The sequence below is a fragment of the Pseudomonas sp. RT4P38 genome, assembly GCF_054897765.1.
Map to the genome: position 1 here is coordinate 3,361,636 of NZ_CM142703.1, position 19,162 is coordinate 3,380,797.

The window sequence follows — 19,162 nt, forward strand, 5'->3', positions numbered from 1 at the left end:
GGGGGACGTGGCGAGCAGACAAAAAAAGCCCCGCGACCAGATGAGGCGCAGGGCAAAGGAATTGGTTGGTTGCGGCCAACCAAAGGAGCTCGTTAAAACATTACTTGCTGGCGACCGTCTCTGGTTGCCAGCCACCGCCGAGGGCTTTGTAAATCGCGACAATGCCGCGGTAAAGATCGACTTCGGCCTGGGCCTGGGTGTCTTCAGCCGCCAAACGCTCGCGCTGGGCGTCGAGCAGGACGAGGAAGTCCGCCGTGCCTTCGCGGTAGCGAATGTCGGCCAGGTCGGCCGCGGCGCGGCTGGATTCACTCTGACGAATCAGCGAGATCAGGCGTTGTTGACGTTTGCCGTAGTCGCTAAAGGCGTTTTCTGACTCTTCCAACGCCAACAGTACTTGTTGCTCGTAGGTCGCCAGGGCACCTTCGGCATCAGCATCGGCGCCACGTAAACGGGCGCGCACGCTGCCAAGGTCGAATGCAGCCCAGGTAATGCTCGGGCCCAGTGCCCAGGCGGTAGCCGCCGAGGAACCGATCTGCGAACCGCGCCCGGCGGTGAAGCCAAGGAAACCGCTGAGGCTGACCCGAGGGAACAAATCAGCCTTGGCCGCGCCGATACGGGCAGTGGCGGAAGCCAGTTTGCGCTCGGCGCTAAGGATGTCCGGGCGACGTTGCAGCAGTTCACCCGGATCACCGATCGGCAGGGCCTTGGCGATCGCCGGCAAATCTTTTGGACTCAGGTCGACGGTCAGCCTGTCCGGACGTTCACCCAGCAGGGTGGCGATGCGGTTGCGTTGACGAACCTGTTCAGCCTGCAACTGCGGCACGCTGGCTTCGACAGATGCCAGGCGCGCATCGGCGCGGACCACATCGAGCTGATCGCCGACACCGGCATCACGCAGGCTGACGGTGATCTTGCTCGACTCCTGCTGATTGTTCAGGTTGGCCAGGGCGATCTTTTCCCGCAGCTGCGCACCGCGCAGTTGACCGTAAGCATCCACCAGTTCGGCAATCATCGAGACTTGCAGTTGGTACAGATCGGCTTCGAGCGCTTGCTGTTCGGCGTCGGCAGATTCCAGATTGCGCTGGATACGGCCAAACAGGTCGATCTCCCACGCCATGTCCAGGCCCAGGTCGTAGCGTTCGCTACTGACCCGCTTGGTGGTCTGCCCCGGGATCTGACCCTTGCCCAGGTCACTGCTGGCCCGGCTGGTGATGGTTGGCATGGCGTCATTGCTGACGTCATCGCGAATTGCCCGGGCCGCTTTCCAGCGGGCAAAGGCTACGCGCAAATCACGGTTGCCTTGCAGCGATTGGGTCACCAACTGGTTGAGGGTCGGATCTTCGAACTGCTGCCACCAGATGCCTTCGAAACGCGAGCGGTCGAAGTTCTTCTGACCGGCGCTGCCATCGGTGGCGGTCGTGATGTTGGCCGGCTCAGTGGCTGGAGTCTTGTAGTCCGGGCCGACGGCACAGGCACTCAGGGCCAGTACCAGAAGGCTCGGCAGGAAGGCTTTCAGGCTCATTGTTGCGCCTCCAGTTTCAGGGCCTTGGCCGCTTTGCGCGCTTCACCGCGCTCCACAAAGTTACGAATCAATACGTAGAACACTGGCGTCAGCAACAGGCCGAAGAAGGTCACCCCGAGCATCCCGGAGAACACCGCCACACCCATGGCATGACGCATTTCGGCACCCGCACCGCTGGAGAAGACCAGAGGCACAACACCCATGATGAACGCGAAGGAAGTCATCAGGATCGGCCGCAGACGCAGTCGGCAAGCTTCCAGTACCGCGGCGAGCGGGCTGAGGCCTTCATCCTGCTGTTTGTCCTTGGCGAACTCGACGATCAGGATCGCGTTCTTACAGGCAAGTCCCACCAGTACGATCAAGCCGATCTGAGTGAAGATGTTGTTGTCACCTCCCGAAGCAATCACACCGGTGATAGCCGACAGCAAGGTCATCGGTACGATCAGGATCACCGCCAGTGGCAGGCTCCAGCTTTCGTACTGTGCCGCGAGTACCAGGAACGCCAGCAGTACGCAGAGCGGGAACACGAACAGCGCAGTGTTGCCGGACAGAATCTGCTGGTAGGTCAGGTCGGTCCACTCGTAGGTCATGCCGTTCGGAAGTTCTTCCTTGAGCAGTTTTTCGATGGCTTTTTCGGCCTGGCCGGAGCTGTAGCCGGGGGCGGCTGCACCGTTGATTTCAGCGGTGATGAAACCGTTGTAGTGCATCACGCGGTCCGGGCCCGAGGTGTCACTGACCTTGATGAAGGTCGCCAGCGGGATCATCTCGCCTTTGTTGTTACGCACTTTCAACTGACCGATCTGGTCCGGTTCGAGACGGAACTGCTGTTCAGCCTGAACGTTGACCTGATAGGTACGACCGAAGCGGTTGAAGTCGTTGGCATACAGCGAACCCAGATAGATCTGCAGGGTGTCAAAGATGTCGCTGACGGCCACGCCATGAGTCTTGGCTTTCTCCCGGTCGATAGCCGCATCGACCTGCGGCACGTTCACGGTGTAGCTGGTGAACAGGGCGGCCAGTTCCGGCACGTTGTGGCTTTTGTTGATGATGTTCATGGTTTCTTTGTACAGCTCGTCATAACCCAGGTTGCCCCGGTCTTCGATCTGCAGGCGGAAACCACCGATGGTGCCCAGGCCTTGTACGGGCGGCGGCGGGAAGATCGCCATGTAGGCTTCTTGAATCCCGGCGAACTGGCCGTTCAATGCGCCGGCAATCGCACCGGCGGACATGCTTGGGTCTTTACGCTCGTCGAACGGTTTCAGGGTGACGAACACGATGCCGGCGTTAGGGCTGTTGGTGAAACCGTTGATCGACAGGCCCGGGAAGGCCACGGCACTTTCCACGCCAGGCTGTTTCAGGGCCAGGTCGGACATGCGTTTGATCACGTCTTCGGTACGGTCCAGGCTCGAGGCATCCGGCAGTTGAGCGAAGGCCACCAGGTATTGCTTGTCCTGGCCGGGTACGAAACCGGTCGGGGTGTTGGCGAAACCGAAGAAGGTCAGCACCATCAGGCCTGCGTACAACAGCAGGGCGATACCGCTGCTGCGGATAACCCGGCCCACGGTTCCGACATAGCCGTGGCTGGCCTTGTCAAAGAAGCGGTTGAACGGGCGGAACAGCCAGCCACCAAAGATCTTGTCGAGGACCTTGGAGAAACCGTCCTTCGGCGCGTCATGGCTCTTGAGCAACACAGCCGCCAAGGCAGGCGATAGGGTCAGCGAGTTGAACGCCGAGATCACGGTCGAGATCGCGATGGTCAGGGCGAATTGCTTGTAGAACTGCCCGGTCAATCCGGAGATGAAGGCCGCCGGGATAAACACCGCACACAGCACCAGCGCCGTCGCGATGATTGGACCGGTCACTTCACGCATGGCCCGCTTGGTCGCTTCGACCGGAGTGAGCCCCAGTCCGATGTTTCGCTCGACGTTCTCCACCACCACGATGGCGTCGTCCACCACGATACCGATGGCCAATACCAGGCCGAACAGTGACAGGGCGTTCAGCGAGAAGCCGAACAAGTGCATCACCGCAAACGTACCGATCAGCGAAACCGGCACCGCCACCAACGGAATGATCGAGGCGCGCCAGGTTTGCAGGAACAGGATCACTACCAATACAACGAGGATCAGTGCTTCGAAGAGGGTGTGAACCACCGCCTCGATGGAGCCGCGCACGAAGATCGTCGGGTCATAGACGATGCTGAAGTCCATGCCTTCCGGGAAGTTCTTCTTCAGCTCGGCCATTTTCTCCCGAACGTCGTTGGAGATCTGAATCGCGTTGGAGCCTGGGCGCTGGAAGATCGGGATCGCCACCGCCGGTTGGTTGTTCAGCAAGGAACGCAGGGCGTACTGGCTGGAACCCAATTCAATCCGAGCGATGTCTTTCAGGCGCGTGATTTCACCGTTGTCGCCGGAGCGAATGATGATGTTCTCGAACTCTTCTTCAGAAACCAGACGGCCTTGCGTGTTGACCGACAGCTGAAATGCGGTGGCATTCGGTGCAGGAGGTGCGCCCAATGCACCGGCAGCCACCTGACGGTTCTGTTCACGGATGGCGGTCACGACGTCGGTGGCGGTCAGGTTGCGCGAAGCGGTCTTGTTCGGATCGAGCCAGACCCGCAGCGAGTAATCGCCCATACCGAACAACTGCACGTCACCGACACCGCCCAGACGCGCCAGCTCATCCTTGATGTTGAGCAAGGCGTAGTTGGACAGGTAGAGCATGTCGTAGCGTTTGTCCGGCGAGGTCAAGTGCACAACCATGGTCAGGTCGGGCGAAGCCTTGTCCACGGTGATACCGATGCGCGTCACTTCCTCGGGAAGTTTCGGCTCGGTCCGGGTCACGCGGTTCTGCACCTGCACCTGTGCGTTGTCCAGATCAGTGCCCAGCGCAAAGGTGATGGTCAGGGTGATCTTGCCGTCAGCGGTGGACTGCGAAGACATGTACAGCATGTTCTCGACACCGGTGATGGCTTGCTCCAACGGAGCAGCCACGGTTTCACCGATGACTTTTGGGTTGGCACCCGGGAAGTTGGCACGGACCACAACGGTCGGCGGAACCACTTCCGGGTACTCGCTGATCGGCAATTGGAACAGCGAGATGGCGCCGGCGATCAGGATCAGCAGGGAAAGCACCGCTGCGAAGATCGGCCGCGAAATGAAGAATTGGGAAAAATTCATCGGAGTTGTCGTCCCTTAACCGCGTGGAGTCGCAGTAGCCAGTTTCACAACCGAACCCGGCGCGACCTTGGCAGGTGCGACTTGGGGCAGGTTGCTGGCTTCCAGCGCTTGTCGTTGTTGAGCCAGAGCGGCGAGGGTTTGTTCGCTGGCCATCGGAATCACTTCAGGGGTGACCGGCGAGCCAGGGCGAACCCGTTGCAGCCCCTTGACGATGACGGTGTCGTCCTTGTTCAGGCCGCTGCGCACGATGCGCAAGCCTTCGATCTTCGGACCCAGTTCGACTGAGCGATACGCCGTCTTGTTGTCGGCATCCATCACCAGCACGAACTTTTTACCCAAATCGGTACCGACCGCTTCGTCATTGATCAGCACGGCAGAGTAGGTGCCGCTGCCGACCAGTTTCAGGCGGGCATACAGGCCTGGGGTATAGGCGCCGTCGCTGTTGTCGAACACCGCACGACCGCGAATGGTGCCGGTTTTCGGGTTGACCTGGTTGTCGACGAAATTCATCACGCCCTGGTGCGGATTGCCGTCTTCGTTGGACAGGCCCAGGTAAACCGGGGTGGTTGCACCGCGTTTGCCTTGGCGAGCGAGCGCGGTGTACTTGAGGAATACACGCTCGTCGGCGTCGAAGTAGGCGTAGACCTTGTCAGTGGACACCACACTGGTCAGCGCGGTGGTATCGGCGGTCACCAGGTTGCCGGCGGTGATTTCCGCGCGGCTGACGCGGCCACTGATCGGTGCGGTGACACGGGTGAAGCTCAGGTTCAGTTTGGCCAGGTCCAGTTGTGCGTGGAGGGCACCGACGGCAGCGCGGGCTTCTTGCGAAGCGCTGGTGCGCGAATCGGCCAGTTCGGCGGAAATCGCATTACTGGTGCGCAGACGCTCACCGCGTTGGGCTTCATTTTCGCTGCGGGTGGCGTTGGCGCGGGATTGGGCAACCAGGGCTTCGAGGCGGCGGACCTCGGCCTGGAATGGACGTGGGTCAATCTGAAACAACAGGTCGCCTTTCTTGACCAAAGCGCCTTCAGTGAAAGCTACTTCATCGATCTGACCAGAGACCCGTGGACGAATTTCTACGGTTTCCGGCGCTTCGAGGCGGCCGGTGAATTCGTCCCATTCGTTGACCGGTTGTTCCAGCACCTTGGCCACGCTGACTTTGGCTGCGGGCATAGTGGCGGCCGTGTCCGGAGTCTTGCCGCAGGCGCTCATCACCAGCACGGCCAACAGGGCCAACGGGAAGCGCAAATGTTTAAGTGATTGTTCCATGGATGCATCCGCCAATGTATTGAGAATGGACGGATGATGCTCGGCGAGGATGTATCGCACGAATCGAATGAGGCAAAGGTAACTATCATTCGGAATGATATAAGGCCTAGGCAAGCCCTCTAGCGTGCACCTTTCGTTAGGTGGCTATCAATTGGATTGATGACAATTCAGTGTTGCGGGGAGTGCAAAGATAAGGCGTTAGATCGAGTCGCTGCCATCGCGAGCAAGCTCGCTCCCACAGGGTAATGCATTCCAATGTGGGAGCGAGCTTGCTCGCGATGGGGCCAGAAGCCCTCACACATAATCAGGAAAACTATTGCGGCTGCCCCTATACTTGCCCCCGATTGCAAGGCGTGCTCGGGCGATCGCGACCGGGTATGCTGAGTTTATTCCAGTATGGCACTGGGTGGTTTTCAGTGTAGCTCCATATTGGAATTGCCCGGATCAGTGCTGCCCTCGCATCCTGCGTTTGCTACAACATAGTGCAGAATCAGTACCACCGTCGCGAAAACCGGGCGCTCCGGGGCGATCATTGCAAGCCATCAAACAATATCGTCAATCACGATATGCCGTTGTCCACGACTGCACTGCTCAATCCGAGCCTCAATCTTATAAACGCTGCGCAGCATCAATTCGGTAATCACCTCGTGACACGGGCCGCTACCTTGCGTGGTGCCGTCGGCAATTACCAGAACCTGATCGGCGAAACGCAGTGCCTGATTCAGATCGTGGATGGCGATGAACACAATGACCTCGCGTTTTCGGGCCAGGCTGCGCATGAAGTTCAGTACCTGAACCTGCCGATGCATGTCGAGGGCGCTAGTCGGTTCGTCCATCAGCAGTATTTCCGGTTCGCGCACCAGAGTTTGCGCGATGGACACCAACTGTTGCTGACCGCCGCTGAGTTCACCGAGGTTGCGAAAGGATAATCCGGTGATGCCCAGCGCAGCGAGAATCTCGTCGACCAGTTTCAGTTCGTCATCATGAACGACCCACCCGGGTGTCAGTTGCTTGCGCGCCAGTAACACGGATTCATAAACCGTCAACCGCGCACTGGCATTCAGACCCTGCGGCATGTAACTGATGCCCGTCAGCCCTTTTTTCGACTCCTGCAAGATCACCTGTCCGGGGCCGTCGATCAGTCCGGCCATTCGTTTGAACAGCGTCGATTTGCCCGCCGCGTTGGGCCCGACTACGGCGACCACCTGACCGCCGAAAAACGTCGCCGTCGAGACATCACGAATGATCTCGCGCTGGCCGTAGCGGGCACCGAGATTCTCCAGTTGCAGCTTCACCATGAGTTTTTCTTCCCGCCGATAATCAGAGATATGAAGAACGGTACGCCGATCAGCGACGTGACCACGCCGATGGGGAATATCGCGCCGGGGATCAGGGTTTTGCTGACCACGGAGCTGGCCGACAGAATCAACGAGCCGGTCAGCAAGGAGGCTGGCAGGAAAAACCGCTGGTCCTCACCGATCAGCATACGGGCGATGTGCGGACCGACTAGCCCGATGAAACCGATTGTGCCGACAAACGCCACGGGAAACGAGGCGAGCAGGCTGACCATGATCAGCGTCTGAAAGCGCAGGCTGCGTACGTTGATGCCGAAACTGGCGGCCTTGTCGTCGCCCAGGCGCAGGGCGGTCAGGGCCCAGGCGCGTTTGGCGAATATCGGCAGGGTGATTAGGATCACCAGACAGATAATGCCGAGTTTCGGCCACGTAGCTTTGGTCAGGCTACCCATGGTCCAGAACACCACGGCGGCCACGGCTTGTTCGGTGGCGAAGAACTGCACCAGCGCCAACAGCGCATTGAAGGTGAACACCAGCGCTATACCGAGCAACACGATGGTTTCGGCGGTGACGCCGCGACGCATGCTCAGAAAGTGGATCAGCAGCGCCGACAGCATGGCCATGATGAACGCGTTCAGCGGCACCATGAATTGCGCCGCCAGCGGGAACAGCGCGACGCCGAATGCCAAACCCAACGCCGCGCCGAAGCTGGCGGCGGCGGAAATACCCAGGGTAAATGGGCTGGCCAACGGGTTGTTGAGGATCGTCTGCATCTGCGCGCCGGCCAGCGACAACGCCGCGCCAACGGCAACTGCCATTAACGCCACCGGCAAGCGGATATCCCACATCACCACGCGCACCTGCGGTGAAGCGCTGTCTGGCGAAAACAGTGCGCCGAGCACTTCGCTGAGGCTGTAGCTCGCCGGACCCAGGGCCAGATCGAGCAGCACGCTGCACATCAACAGAATTACCAGCCCGGAAAGAATCAGGCGTTTACGCAGCACCATACGACGGTAGGTTTCGCGCTGCACAACCACGGCGTCGGTCAATGAGCTCATGGCTTGACCTCGGGTTGGCGCAGGCTGACAAAGTAGCCTGACTCATACGGCACCGGCAGGAAGCGCTCATGCAGTTCGCGGAATGACGCGTCCGGATCAAGATCGGCAAACAGCTCCGGATGAAACCATTTCGCCATTTGCTGAATGGCGACGAATTGGTAGGGACTGTTGTAGAACTGATGCCAGATGGCATGGAAGGCTTGATTGTCCTGGGCCTTGATGCCGGCATAGGCCGGACGCTGGGTGTACCACGCGAGTTTTTTCCTGGCTTCTGTCATGTCCGCCCCCGGACCTACGCCGACCCAGTGGCCGCCGGGGGCAAAAGCTTCCCAGTTGGCGGTGGTGACCACTACGTGCGCAGGATTGGCAACGACGACTTGCTCGGGGTTCAACTGGCCGAACGTGGTCGGAATGATGCGGCGGGCAATGTTGTCGCCACCGGCCATATCGACGAACAGGCCAAAGTTCTCGTTGCCGAAACTCAGGCAGCAATCATCGGTGTAGCCGCCGATGCGCTCAATGAACACGCTGGGGCGGGGCGGGTGTTGTTTCTCGATGATGTCGGTGACGCGATGAATCTGCTGGTTACGGAAATCGATGAAGGCTTCGGCTCGTTGCTCCTTGCCGAACAGTTGGCCGAACAGGCGCATGGTCGGCTCGGTGTTCTGGATCGGATTGTTGCGAAAGTCGACGTACACCACCGGGATGCCCAGGGCGTCGAGCTTTTCGATGTAGCGCGCATCTTCGGTGGCATGCTGCGCCTCGATGTTGAGGATGATCACGTCCGGGCGCTGCGAGATGGCCTGCTCGATGTCGAAAGTGCCGTCCTCAAACCCGCCGAAGGTGGGGATCTTGGCGATGCCGGGGAATTTGCGCAGGTAGGCGTTGTAGGTGTCCGGGTCCGACTGGATCAGATCCTTGCGCCAGCCGACGATGCGCTCGATCGGGTTTTGTGTGTCGAGGGCGGCGACCAGATACAACTGCCGGCCTTCACCGAGGATGACCCGTCTGACCGGCAAATGAACCTTGACCTTGCGCCCCAAGAGGTCGGTGACTTCGGTGCGCGCCGCGTCTGCTTCGGTGGCGTGGGCATTGCGCGGCATCAGCGAAAACAGGCTCAGCAGTCCTGCCAGTAACAGCGCAGCAAAAGCGAGGCTGCGTCGATCAAAAATCACCATGGTAAAAGCCTTTGCAAAAGTCAGTTCGGTCAACGGTTCACACCGTCATCCGGCTGAACGTTTCAGAAATCGACAGTCGCCGACAATAATAAGGTGCGCGGTGAACCTTGGGAAAACGCGCCATAAGAGGCGACGCCCGACCAGTATTCGTGGTCGAACACGTTCTGCACGGTGGCGCGGAACGTGGTCGGTCGTTCATCGATGCGGGTGGTGAAGCGTGCGCCGACATCGAAACGAGTCCAGTCATCCAGTTTTTGCGTGTTGGCCTGAGTCACGTACTGGCTGCCGGTGTGGATAGCGCCACCGGAAAGCGTCAGGCCTTCGACCCACGAGGTGTCCCATTCGGCCCAGAGGTTGGCCTGAACTTCGGGTACGCCGACCGGTTTATTGCCACGGTTGGCGGCCACGCCGGTTTTGGTCAGTTCGGCATTGAGCAGGGTCACACCACCGAGCACACGAGTGCCCGGAGTGACTTCGCCGAATACATTCAGCTCCAGCCCGCGATTGCGTTGTTCGCCCTGGACCGAAAACACCCCGGAGGTCAGTTCGCCGCTGGGTTTGGTGATCTGAAACAGGCTGAGGGTGGAGGTGAAGGTGCCGTAGTCGACCTTGACCCCGAGTTCATGCTGGCGGGAAACGTAAGGGGCGAAAATCTCGCCGGCATTGGAAGCGGTGGAGGGCGCGATGTCGCCTTTGCTCAGACCTTCAATGTAGTTGTAGTAGAACGAAACGTGATCCCAGGGCTTGAGCACTGCGCCGAACAACGGTGTGGTTCGGCCGTCATCGTAGGACGTGGTGACGACGCCGGACGCATTGTAGTTGTCGGATTTGATGTTCTGTTTGCGCATGCCGAGGGTCATCTGTGCACGGTCATCCAGAATCGACAGCGTGTCAGCCAGCGCCACACCGGTCAGTTCGCTCTCGGACACTTTTGGCGTGTCCGGCTTGGGGATGTAAGGCTTCGGGCGATCCACCGGGTGGTAAATATTGGAGAGGATCGGCGCGCCGGAAATGATCCCGCGAGACAACATGTCGCGGTAACGACTGACCTGCAAAGCCGTGCGATGACTGATCGGCCCGGTGTCGAAACGCAGGCGCGCACCGGCGTCGACGGTGTAACGCTCGACTTCGAACTTGTAGTAGCCGGGGATCGACGAGGTGTCGCCAGCGGCGTTGATAATGGTCGGGGTCTGGTCGGACATCCGCGCAACATCCGATTTGCCGCCGCCCGCGTGGGCGAACACGGTCAGGGTGTCGCTGAGGTCGTATTCGCCGCTGAGCAACGCCGATTTGTCACGGGTTGTCGACCAACCCCAATCCTGACTGACATTGGTTCGGCCGTTGGCGGCCGAGGGAATGTCCACGCCCGAAGCGATCAGAAACGGTCGTGAGGCAGCGTCGAAGCTTTCTTTCTGGTTGAGCCAATCAAAGGTGGTGCGCAGGCGTTCGCCCTGATAATCGAGGGAAATGGCGCCGATATCGACATGGCGCGATTGATCGTCGATCACTGTATCTCCCAGCTGTGTGCTGCCGTTGATGCGCACACCGAAGCGGCGTTCTTCACCGAAACGCCGACTGACATCGAGGTGACCACCGAGCTGCGAGTCCATGGCGTAACTGGCGGTGAAACGGGTCAGGTCTTCATCGAGGGAGCGCTTGGGCACCACGTTGATGACGCCGCCGACCGCGTTGTTCGGTGACATGCCATAGAGCAGGGCGCTGGGGCCTTTGACCAGTTCGATACGCTCGGCGTATTCGGTGAACACCCGGTAGTTGGGCGCCACGCCGTACACGCCGTCGAATGCCAGTTCCCCCAAATTGCCTTCGCCGACGGGAAAGCCACGGATGAAGAACGAGTCGACAATCCCCCCGGTCTGGCCAGTGGAGCGTACCGATGAATCGCGCTCCAGCACGTCGCCGACGGTGACTGCCTGTTGATCCTTGATCAGTGCCGAAGTGTAGGTGCTGACGCTGAAAGGCGCGTCCATCACATCGGTATTGCCCAGAATGCCCAATCGTCCGCCGTTGGCCACCTGGCCGCCGGCATACACCGCCGGCAAAGAATCGGCGCGCTTTTCAGTGCCGATGACGGCCGTTTCATCCAGTGTCACCCGGCGCGGGACCAGTGTGTAGCTGCCGTCGCTGCGTAAAACCATGTCCAGGCCACTGCCTTCCAGCAAACGATTGACCGCCTCCAGGGTAGAGAAATTGCCGATCAGCGCAGGACTGGTCAGGCCTTCGGTCAACGATGGCTGGAACGACAGAGCAATGCCGGCGCCCACCGCGAAGCTCGACAGAGTGGCACCGAGTGGCCCGGCGGGGATGTTGTAGGTGCGGACCGCGACAGAGTCCAGTTGCACCGGCACGACGGCCAAGGCAAACGGGCAAACGGCACCGATCAGGACAAGGCTTAGCAACGCACTGCGAACAACTGGTTTGAACTGACGATCCGGGCGCAGGAGGCGTGCAGCAAGCATGGATGAGTGAGCCTATGAACAGGACGGAAAAGTGCTTCTCCCCTGTAGCCAGTCGAGATCAAAAAAAGTATCACCGGTTCGGCAAATATTTTTTGACTCAGGCCGGGGAGAGCATGACCCAGTAGCCATTCAAATGGCCGCTGACGAGAATCGGGTAGGTTTGCGCCAGCATGTTCAACGTGCGCTGGCTGTCGCTGATGGGGTAGGCGCCGGAAATGCGCAGATCGGCAAGTGCCGGATCGAGACGCACGACGCCACGGCGATAGCGCGTCAGTTCGGCGACGAAATCGGCCAGGCGCATTTTGTCCGCCATCAGCATGCCTTGGGTCCAGGCGCCGACGTAGCGGTCGGCGACGCTGAGCTGGCCAAACGTATGGGAAGAAAAGTCGGTGCGTTGACCGGCATTGACGATCAGCGGTGTGCTTTGGCGATTTTCCGCGAGTTCGACTTTCACCGCGCCTTCCAGCACGACAAGGTGAGTGCGAGGTTGCAGTTCTCGAACGGTAAACCGCGTCCCTAGTGCCTGCATGCGGCCCTGACGGGTGCTGACCAGAAAGGGGCGGGCCATCGGGGAAATGTCCGGTGCGGTTTGCACCAGCATTTCGCCTTCGCGCAGGTGGATGAGGCGTTGATTGGCGTCGAACAGCACGTCGATGGCGGTGTCGGTGTTCAAGGTGATTTTCGAGCCATCGGCCAGAGTCAGTTCGCGCTGCTGACCGACGGCCGTGTGATAGTCGGCGGACCACTGCTGCGATTCGGCCAGTTTCCAGCTGCCCCAACCGGCTGGCAGGATCGCCAGAATCATCGCCAGTTTGCCCAGCGCCGCGCGCCGTTCCGGGCTGCTTGGGCGATCGAGTGCCGACATGGCCAGTGACGGTGGCAAGCCGCCGAGTTTGGTCTGCAACAACTGCGCGCGCGACCAGGCTCTGCTGCGTTCGGGCGTGCTGACTTTCCAGCACTCCCATTCGGCACGTTCGGTGTCACTGAGTTCGCTTTCACTCATGCGGATCAACCAGTCGGCCGCTTCTTCAAGGGCCAGGTGGTCGAGGTGCGGTTCATTGCGCCGTGCAAGCATTCATTCCACCAGCAACAGGCACTGCACGAAGGCTTGCTTCATGTAGCGTTTGACGGTGATCAGCGCAACGCCCAATTGCTCGGCGATGTCGTCGTATTTCAGGCCGCTGATCTGCGACAGCAGGAATGCGCGTTTGACCAGCGGTGGCAGGGCGTCGAGCATCGCGTCGATTTCGTGCAGGGTCTCCAGCACCATGAAACGCAGTTCCGGCGAAGGCACTTCCGGCGCGGGCACATGAGCGAGGGCATCGAGGTAGGCGCGTTCCAGTGCCTTGCGCTGATACCAGTTCACCAGAATACCTTTGGCCACGCAGCTCAGGTACGCGCGAGGTTGCTCGATGACGGTGACCTGGGACGCGAGGATGCGGGTGAAAGTGTCCTGCGCCAGATCCGCCGCATCCATGGCGTTACCCAGTTTTTTCCTCAGCGTCGCGTACAGCCAGCCGTGATGGCCGCTGTACAGGGCTTCGATCGCGCGCAGGTGATTGTCATTATTCGCGGGAAGGGTTTCGCTCATGGCTGCAGATTTTCATGCAATTGAGAAGTATTCCCAATGCTAGTTTACAAACCCGCTGCGACGCAAGCGCCGATTGTTGTCCTGTTCAGACTTGCGGCAGACGGCGCAGCGCAGCAATCATCGTGTCGATTTCTGCCTCGGTGTTGTACGCATGCAGCGACGCGCGGCTGACCTCCAGCAAGTCCCTGTGCTGCATGTCGAGCAGGGTTGAGCGGAACGTCGAAGTGGTGACGTTGATGCGTTTTTCCTGACTGGCCAGCCACTGCTGAACCTGCGCGGCGCTGCTATTGCAATGAATGAAGGTAACGATGCCGGATTTGACCGCCCCCAAGTCTCGCGGCGTCACGCCCGGGATATCTGCCAGTCGCTGGCGCAGATAATCCGCCAGATGCTGAATCCGCAGCCACATCGGTTCGATGCCTTGGGCCAGTGCGTACTCCACCGCTGCCCCGAGGCCCAGTTTGGCGGCGACATTACACTCCCAGTTTTCGAAACGCCGTGCGTCGGGGCGGATTTTGAACGCGTCCGCAGTTTGCAAAGACGCCGCATGCAGGTCGAGAAACGCTGGCTCCAGCTTCTGGCACAGCGATCTTTCGACATACAAAAATCCCATCCCTCGCGGCCCGCGCAAGTATTTGCGGCTGGTAGCGGCGAGCATGTGGCAACCGATTTTCTGCACATCGATCGGCATCTGCCCAACCCCCTGGCAAGCATCGAGCAAAAACAGCACACCCGCCGCGCGGGCGAGGGCGCCGATCTGCTCGATGGGTTGCACCGGCCCGCCGTTGGTGGCGATCACGGGCAGGGAGATCAGCGCAACTCGATCATCGTCGAGTATATCCTTGAGCGCAGATAACGAGACCTGGCCGTGCTCATCGTTGGGAATGACGCGAATCTCGATGCCGCGTTGCTGCTTCAATTGCAGATAAGGAATGTAGTTTCCGGCGTACTCGGTAGTCGACGTCAGCACCACATCGCCGGGTTGCAGCGGCAATGAGTAGAACGCCATGTCCCAGGCGCGCGTCGCGTTTTCGATCACCGCGATTTCATCGGGTTGCGCGTTGATCAGGCGCGCGATGGCGCCATAGACATTGTCCACTTCGGCCGATTGCTGCCCGGCCGCTTCATACCCGCCAAGACTCGCTTCAAGCTGAATGTGGCGGGTCATGGTTTCGATCACCGGAGCGGGCATCAGCGCCGCGCCGGCATTGTTGAAGTGGATCAGTTGCGCGACGGTGGGTGTGTCGGCACGCAGTTGTTCAATGTTCAAAAGCTAACTCCTTGATCAATCCCCGGGCGGGGCAGGACTCGGTTGCATCACCGCAGGCCAGTAACGCAGCGCAACAATCGGGATCAGCGCCACGACGTAGGCCAGGCAAACGAACAGATAGGTGTACTGCAAACCGTAGACCTGACTGAGCAGACCACCGGCTGAGATCCCTGCAATCGAGGCAAATTGCGCGGTGCCCTGAGCGATTCCCAGCACATGGCCCTGCTGCGAGCTGTCGGCGGTTTTCGAGATCAGCGCCATCAACACCGGCGTGGTCGCACCCAGTAATACGCCCCAGATAAAGTAGGCGATGACGAACACCACCGGATTACGGGTGGCGCCCGCCACGGCGGTGAGGACGATGCAGCCGATGACGACGTAGGTCATGCGCTGCAAAGTGTCTTGCTGGCCACGGTGTTCGAAATAACGCGACCACGCAGTGGCCGAAAGAATGAAACCCAGCGCCAGCAAGCCGTAGCACAGGCCGACCACTGAATTGCTGACCTCGAACACCGAGCTGACATACAGCGAGAACGACGTCTGCGGCAGCATCCGCGCCAGCAACAGAATGCCCATCACGCCGAGCAGCGACAGCAACGGCGAACCTTGCCAGAGGCTGCCGGAACGGCTGGCCGGCGCGGTCTTGCCCGCGACCACTGCTTTCTTCACCGGCGGCACATCCGGCAAGGTCACGGCGGCGATCACGGTGCACACCGCACACAACGCCGAGGCGATGATGTTGATCCAGAAGAACGTCGCGTAATCGAGGATCAAACCACCGACTACCGCACCCAGCAGTGAGCCGACGTTGGTCGAGATTTGCAGAATGGCGAATAGCCGCGCCCGTCGCGAAGGCGCTTCAATGCTGACGCCATACGCCTGCGCCGGAGCGATGTAACCGGCGAACGCGCCTTGCAGGAAACGCAGGATCAGAATGACCCAGATGTCAGTGAAGAGGGCCAGCCCAAGCTGGGTCAAAGACAAACCGGCGAGGGCGCGGATCATCATCAACTTGTGGCCGTAGCGATCACCGATACGGCCCCAGAATGCACTGGTCAGAATAATGCCCAGCATCGGCCCGACGTACACGGCGATGCTGGCGAAGCTGAAAACCGACTCCGAAGTCGTCAGCCCGCGCAGGTGGACAGGCCAGAACGGCCCGCTCATTTCCATCGCCCCCATCGACACCAACTGGATCGCAAATAGAAGATAAATCAGGATTCGTACTCTTGAACCCTGGATGACACCTGCATGGGACATGAGTCAGCCTCGGTTAAACGCTAGCGAGCGGGTTGGTCAGGGTGTGTTGCAAACGATAGTTGCTGTACTGCATCAAGTGCATGCGCAACAACGACCGGGTCGGCCATGGATCTTCGACGAACGCCTTGTGCTCGGTTTCCCACACTGCTGGCGAGACACGATTGCGCACGGCCTCGAAGGCAAGGTCGGTTTCCTCGCGCAAGACTTGCCACAGCCGCGTGTTGTTCAAGCCGTACTCCTTGGTCAGCCACAGGGCGATCTCGTGCAGATGCGTGAGGAACGCCGCGTCCAGCACAAACATGCGCACCGGCCCGATATCACCGGAGAACACCGTCGGCAGAATACCCAGCTGAACATGCGGTTGCAGGCTGTAGCCACGTTCTTCCAGCAATGGCGCGTAGGTGCGGCCATCGCCGAAATCGCGGATCAGCAGACTACGTGCTTTGCCGTCGGGGGAGAACAGCACCATGGTGTTTTGCTGGTGGGCTTCGAGGCCGATGCCGTACATCAAATAGATCGCCACCACCGGGTGGGTGACCACTTTGGCGTACTCGCGGAACCAGCCCTCGACCTGTGCTGCATTGGCCCGCACGCCATCACGCTCGATCAGATCGGTGAACAACGGCCGACCGCTGCCGGGCAAACGAGTGAACAGCGAGGCCACGGTAATCGGCAGGCAATCGTCATTGCGTTCGAACGCTGGCGCACTGGCGCGATAGACCACGGACAAATGACGGCCTGGATGATCGTCCTGGGTCACCGCGTTTTTGTAACGCACACCGATTTCTTCCGGGAAGATTTCCAGGCGCTGATCGAAGCCGTTTTCGGCCTCCAGAATCTTGGTGATCACCGTGCTGATGCGCGGTCCCATGTGAATCGATTTGGCTTGCAGGCTGCGCAGCTCGCTGGTCATCCATACGGCGATTGGCAATTTGATCAGCGGCGCACATTCGTCCAGCACCGGCATCATCGTGCGGTAGGACATGGTCGGCAGGGTTGGGATGTCCGGGCCGTCGGTGATCAGGATGCCTTCTTCGATTTCCGCCGCGAAGGTCTTCAGCACATAGGCCTGCAAGTGCCAGGCGTGAATCGGCAGCGGCAGCCACTCGGTTTCGTCCAGGCCCTTGCTGTTGAGCGAGGCTTTCCATTGTTCCCATTGCGCCGGAAAGTTGCCAGCGAACCAGTCGTGGTAACTGGTCACGTGAGGCATGCTTTCACTTTTTGCGTTGTCGGCGCGCAACGCGGCGATGCGCAGCGGCACCTGCGCGTTGAACTCGGGCGACAGTTGCTCGACTTCCTCATCGGACAGGCCCGGCCGGGCTTTCCACGTCGGGTAGTACGGATGGCCTTCCAGTGAACCCCACTGGTCGAGCAGGATCGCCGCGTCCTTGGTCTTGGCGTGCTGGCGCAGGTAGTCAGTGAAGCTGTTGAGCCCTTGATCCTTGGCGGCCTGTTGCAGTCGGGCGTTCCATTGCTGGCGATGCTGACGGGCGTGAGCGTCGTTGGTCAGGCTGTTTTCCATGTCGGATTTGAGCCCGGCCACGCCTTCGTCAGTAGGTTCGAAGTCGAAGCTGTCGCGCAGCACATCCAGCATGTCCTGATGGTTGGTGATGACCTGGCGCACACCTTCGTCGGTCACCAGCACCACGTCACCGTCATTGACCACCGTGTCGGCTGGGCCTTTGGCGATGTCGGAAAAAGCCAGGTGGGCGCGGCCGCCCTTGAGCGGGTAAGTGGCCTGGTTGCCCTCGACGGAAAAGCTCAGGGCCGAACGGTCGAGGATGTTTTCCGCAAAAAGGCAGCGAACCAAGCGGCGCATGGCGTTTTTGCGGGAGTAGGCGATCAGTGTCTTGAAGTCATTCATATCAGCGGTCTGCTCGTCGAAAATTGAGTAAAGAGATCAAGCGGCGGCGTTTGTCGTGTGTGGCCAGTGGCTCGGGAAGTAATCGAGCGCCGAGTCGCGCAGGCCTTGCATGTAGGCCACGCTCCACTGAAGGACTTCCTCGATATACGGCACCTTGAGGTCGAAACGTTTGGCCATTTCCACCAGCAGCACCAGGCCGTAGGCGACGTCTTCGTTGAAGGCGCGGCTCTCGCGCTCGATCACGTAACCGGCGCGGTTGTCGGCGGCGGGCACCATCGGCGCGAGGATGTCGTTGTAGGCCTGATTGGTGCGCAGGATCGACAGCATGCTGCTCTGGTCGCGGATCTGCTCGCCGTAGGCCTCGACGATTTCCTGTTTCAGGGATTTCACCGAGGACAGGTCGATGCCCAGTCGCTGGCTGATCACTGCGCACAAGTCCTGGCTTTCCTGATCCATGCGTTCGAGGAAGTAAGCGCCCAGTTCCGGGCACTCGGTCCACCAACACATGCGTTGCGGGAAGATCTTGCGATGCCACTGGCCGTACGGGCCGATGAGGCCGTAGATCACCGAGCTGTGCATGATCGGGTTACCCGGCGTCAGGGTGATTTCCAGATAGTGGTCGAGCATCGTCACGCACGGGCCGTACAACCGCGTCAGGATTTCCTCCAGTTGCTGACTGGACGCCTGCGACTCGCGGGCATGGGTCCCCACATACAACTGGCTTTTACCGCCGCCCATTTTGATCGAGCGCCCCGGTGTCAGCTCGAACGCAGTATGCGGAACATCCTTCATGCCCCAGATCACTACATTCGGCCGATCGGGCAGGGTGGCTTCAGCCAGCCAGTCGAAACCACAAAATCCCGGAATCGCGCCGACGTAAACCGGTTTGCTCGTGCTCAGATGCGGCGCAATGGCCTTCAGCGTTTGCGGTCGGGCATGGGCGGGCACGGTGATGATGACGATGTCGGCATCTTCCACCGCCGCTTTTGCATCGCTGGTTACCCGATCCAGCCGGGCACTCAGGGTCGAGCCATCGGGCAGCAAGGCCTGCATCGGCGTGTGTCGGGCGTGCTGTTCGATGACCTCCGGATTATGGGTGTGCATCGAAACCTGAACGTTGGGCAGCTGCTTGAACAGGATGGCGTTGAGATGGCCGGTCCTGCCGCCACCACAGATGGCGACTTTCAACAGATTCATCG

The 19,162-nt window shown here is 60.0% G+C and carries 13 protein-coding genes; all 13 read right to left on the reverse strand.

Annotated features, from left to right (window positions below; translation table 11 throughout):
- Nucleotides 1–100: 100 nt before the first annotated feature.
- Entirely contained in the window at nt 101–1,522 is a 1,422-nt protein-coding gene (locus ACYZT7_RS15615) for an efflux transporter outer membrane subunit (RefSeq protein ID WP_462037269.1), read from the reverse strand.
- Entirely contained in the window at nt 1,519–4,701 is a 3,183-nt protein-coding gene (locus ACYZT7_RS15620; RefSeq protein WP_462037270.1) for an efflux RND transporter permease subunit, read from the reverse strand. The genes ACYZT7_RS15615 and ACYZT7_RS15620 overlap by 4 nt, the downstream gene beginning before the upstream one ends.
- A gap of 15 nt (nt 4,702–4,716) precedes the next feature.
- On the reverse strand, nt 4,717–5,970 hold the full coding sequence (mexE, locus tag ACYZT7_RS15625; RefSeq protein ID WP_462037271.1) for a multidrug efflux RND transporter periplasmic adaptor subunit MexE: 1,254 nt from the start codon (nt 5,968–5,970) through the stop codon (nt 4,717–4,719).
- 542 nt (nt 5,971–6,512) lie between these two features.
- On the reverse strand, nt 6,513–7,268 hold the full coding sequence (locus ACYZT7_RS15630) for an ABC transporter ATP-binding protein (RefSeq protein ID WP_462037272.1): 756 nt from the start codon (nt 7,266–7,268) through the stop codon (nt 6,513–6,515).
- Nucleotides 7,262–8,323, reverse strand: a complete 1,062-nt coding sequence (locus ACYZT7_RS15635; RefSeq protein WP_462037273.1) for a FecCD family ABC transporter permease — start codon at nt 8,321–8,323, stop codon at nt 7,262–7,264. The genes ACYZT7_RS15630 and ACYZT7_RS15635 overlap by 7 nt, the downstream gene beginning before the upstream one ends.
- Complete coding sequence (locus ACYZT7_RS15640; RefSeq protein WP_462037274.1) at nt 8,320–9,501, reverse strand: ABC transporter substrate-binding protein; 1,182 nt, start codon at nt 9,499–9,501, stop codon at nt 8,320–8,322. Before ACYZT7_RS15640 ends, ACYZT7_RS15635 begins: the two co-directional genes overlap by 4 nt.
- Nucleotides 9,502–9,563: 62 nt before the next feature.
- On the reverse strand, nt 9,564–11,978 hold the full coding sequence (locus tag ACYZT7_RS15645; RefSeq protein WP_462037275.1) for a TonB-dependent siderophore receptor: 2,415 nt from the start codon (nt 11,976–11,978) through the stop codon (nt 9,564–9,566).
- 97 nt (nt 11,979–12,075) lie between these two features.
- Complete coding sequence (locus ACYZT7_RS15650) at nt 12,076–13,053, reverse strand: FecR domain-containing protein (RefSeq protein WP_462037276.1); 978 nt, start codon at nt 13,051–13,053, stop codon at nt 12,076–12,078.
- Nucleotides 13,054–13,569: a sigma-70 family RNA polymerase sigma factor gene (locus ACYZT7_RS15655; RefSeq protein WP_462037277.1), complete on the reverse strand. Its 516-nt coding sequence runs from the start codon at nt 13,567–13,569 to the stop codon at nt 13,054–13,056.
- Between the two features lie 85 nt (nt 13,570–13,654).
- Nucleotides 13,655–14,839: an aminotransferase class V-fold PLP-dependent enzyme gene (locus tag ACYZT7_RS15660; protein WP_462037278.1), complete on the reverse strand. Its 1,185-nt coding sequence runs from the start codon at nt 14,837–14,839 to the stop codon at nt 13,655–13,657.
- A gap of 15 nt (nt 14,840–14,854) precedes the next feature.
- Nucleotides 14,855–16,099 carry an MFS transporter gene (locus ACYZT7_RS15665; RefSeq protein ID WP_462037279.1) on the reverse strand — a complete coding sequence of 415 codons (1,245 nt, stop codon included), beginning with the start codon at nt 16,097–16,099 and terminating at the stop codon, nt 14,855–14,857.
- Between the two features lie 13 nt (nt 16,100–16,112).
- Nucleotides 16,113–17,963, reverse strand: a complete 1,851-nt coding sequence (locus ACYZT7_RS15670) for an IucA/IucC family protein (RefSeq protein ID WP_462037280.1) — start codon at nt 17,961–17,963, stop codon at nt 16,113–16,115.
- A gap of 36 nt (nt 17,964–17,999) precedes the next feature.
- Nucleotides 18,000–19,160, reverse strand: a complete 1,161-nt coding sequence (locus ACYZT7_RS15675; protein WP_462037281.1) for an NAD/NADP octopine/nopaline dehydrogenase family protein — start codon at nt 19,158–19,160, stop codon at nt 18,000–18,002.
- Between the last annotated feature and the right edge of the window lie 2 nt (nt 19,161–19,162).

Bases quoted from the DNA above. Each gene is read 5' to 3' on its own strand.
- ACYZT7_RS15615 (WP_462037269.1), bottom strand. From the start codon at position 1,522: ATGAGCCTGAAAGCCTTCCTGCCGAGCCTTCTGGTACTGGCCCTGAGT.
- ACYZT7_RS15620 (WP_462037270.1), bottom strand. From the start codon at position 4,701: ATGAATTTTTCCCAATTCTTCATTTCGCGGCCGATCTTCGCAGCGGTG.
- mexE (WP_462037271.1), bottom strand. From the start codon at position 5,970: ATGGAACAATCACTTAAACATTTGCGCTTCCCGTTGGCCCTGTTGGCC.
- ACYZT7_RS15630 (WP_462037272.1), bottom strand. From the start codon at position 7,268: ATGGTGAAGCTGCAACTGGAGAATCTCGGTGCCCGCTACGGCCAGCGC.
- ACYZT7_RS15635 (WP_462037273.1), bottom strand. From the start codon at position 8,323: ATGAGCTCATTGACCGACGCCGTGGTTGTGCAGCGCGAAACCTACCGT.
- ACYZT7_RS15640 (WP_462037274.1), bottom strand. From the start codon at position 9,501: ATGGTGATTTTTGATCGACGCAGCCTCGCTTTTGCTGCGCTGTTACTG.
- ACYZT7_RS15645 (WP_462037275.1), bottom strand. From the start codon at position 11,978: ATGCTTGCTGCACGCCTCCTGCGCCCGGATCGTCAGTTCAAACCAGTT.
- ACYZT7_RS15650 (WP_462037276.1), bottom strand. From the start codon at position 13,053: ATGCTTGCACGGCGCAATGAACCGCACCTCGACCACCTGGCCCTTGAA.
- ACYZT7_RS15655 (WP_462037277.1), bottom strand. From the start codon at position 13,569: ATGAGCGAAACCCTTCCCGCGAATAATGACAATCACCTGCGCGCGATC.
- ACYZT7_RS15665 (WP_462037279.1), bottom strand. From the start codon at position 16,099: ATGTCCCATGCAGGTGTCATCCAGGGTTCAAGAGTACGAATCCTGATT.
- ACYZT7_RS15670 (WP_462037280.1), bottom strand. From the start codon at position 17,963: ATGAATGACTTCAAGACACTGATCGCCTACTCCCGCAAAAACGCCATG.
- ACYZT7_RS15675 (WP_462037281.1), bottom strand. From the start codon at position 19,160: ATGAATCTGTTGAAAGTCGCCATCTGTGGTGGCGGCAGGACCGGCCAT.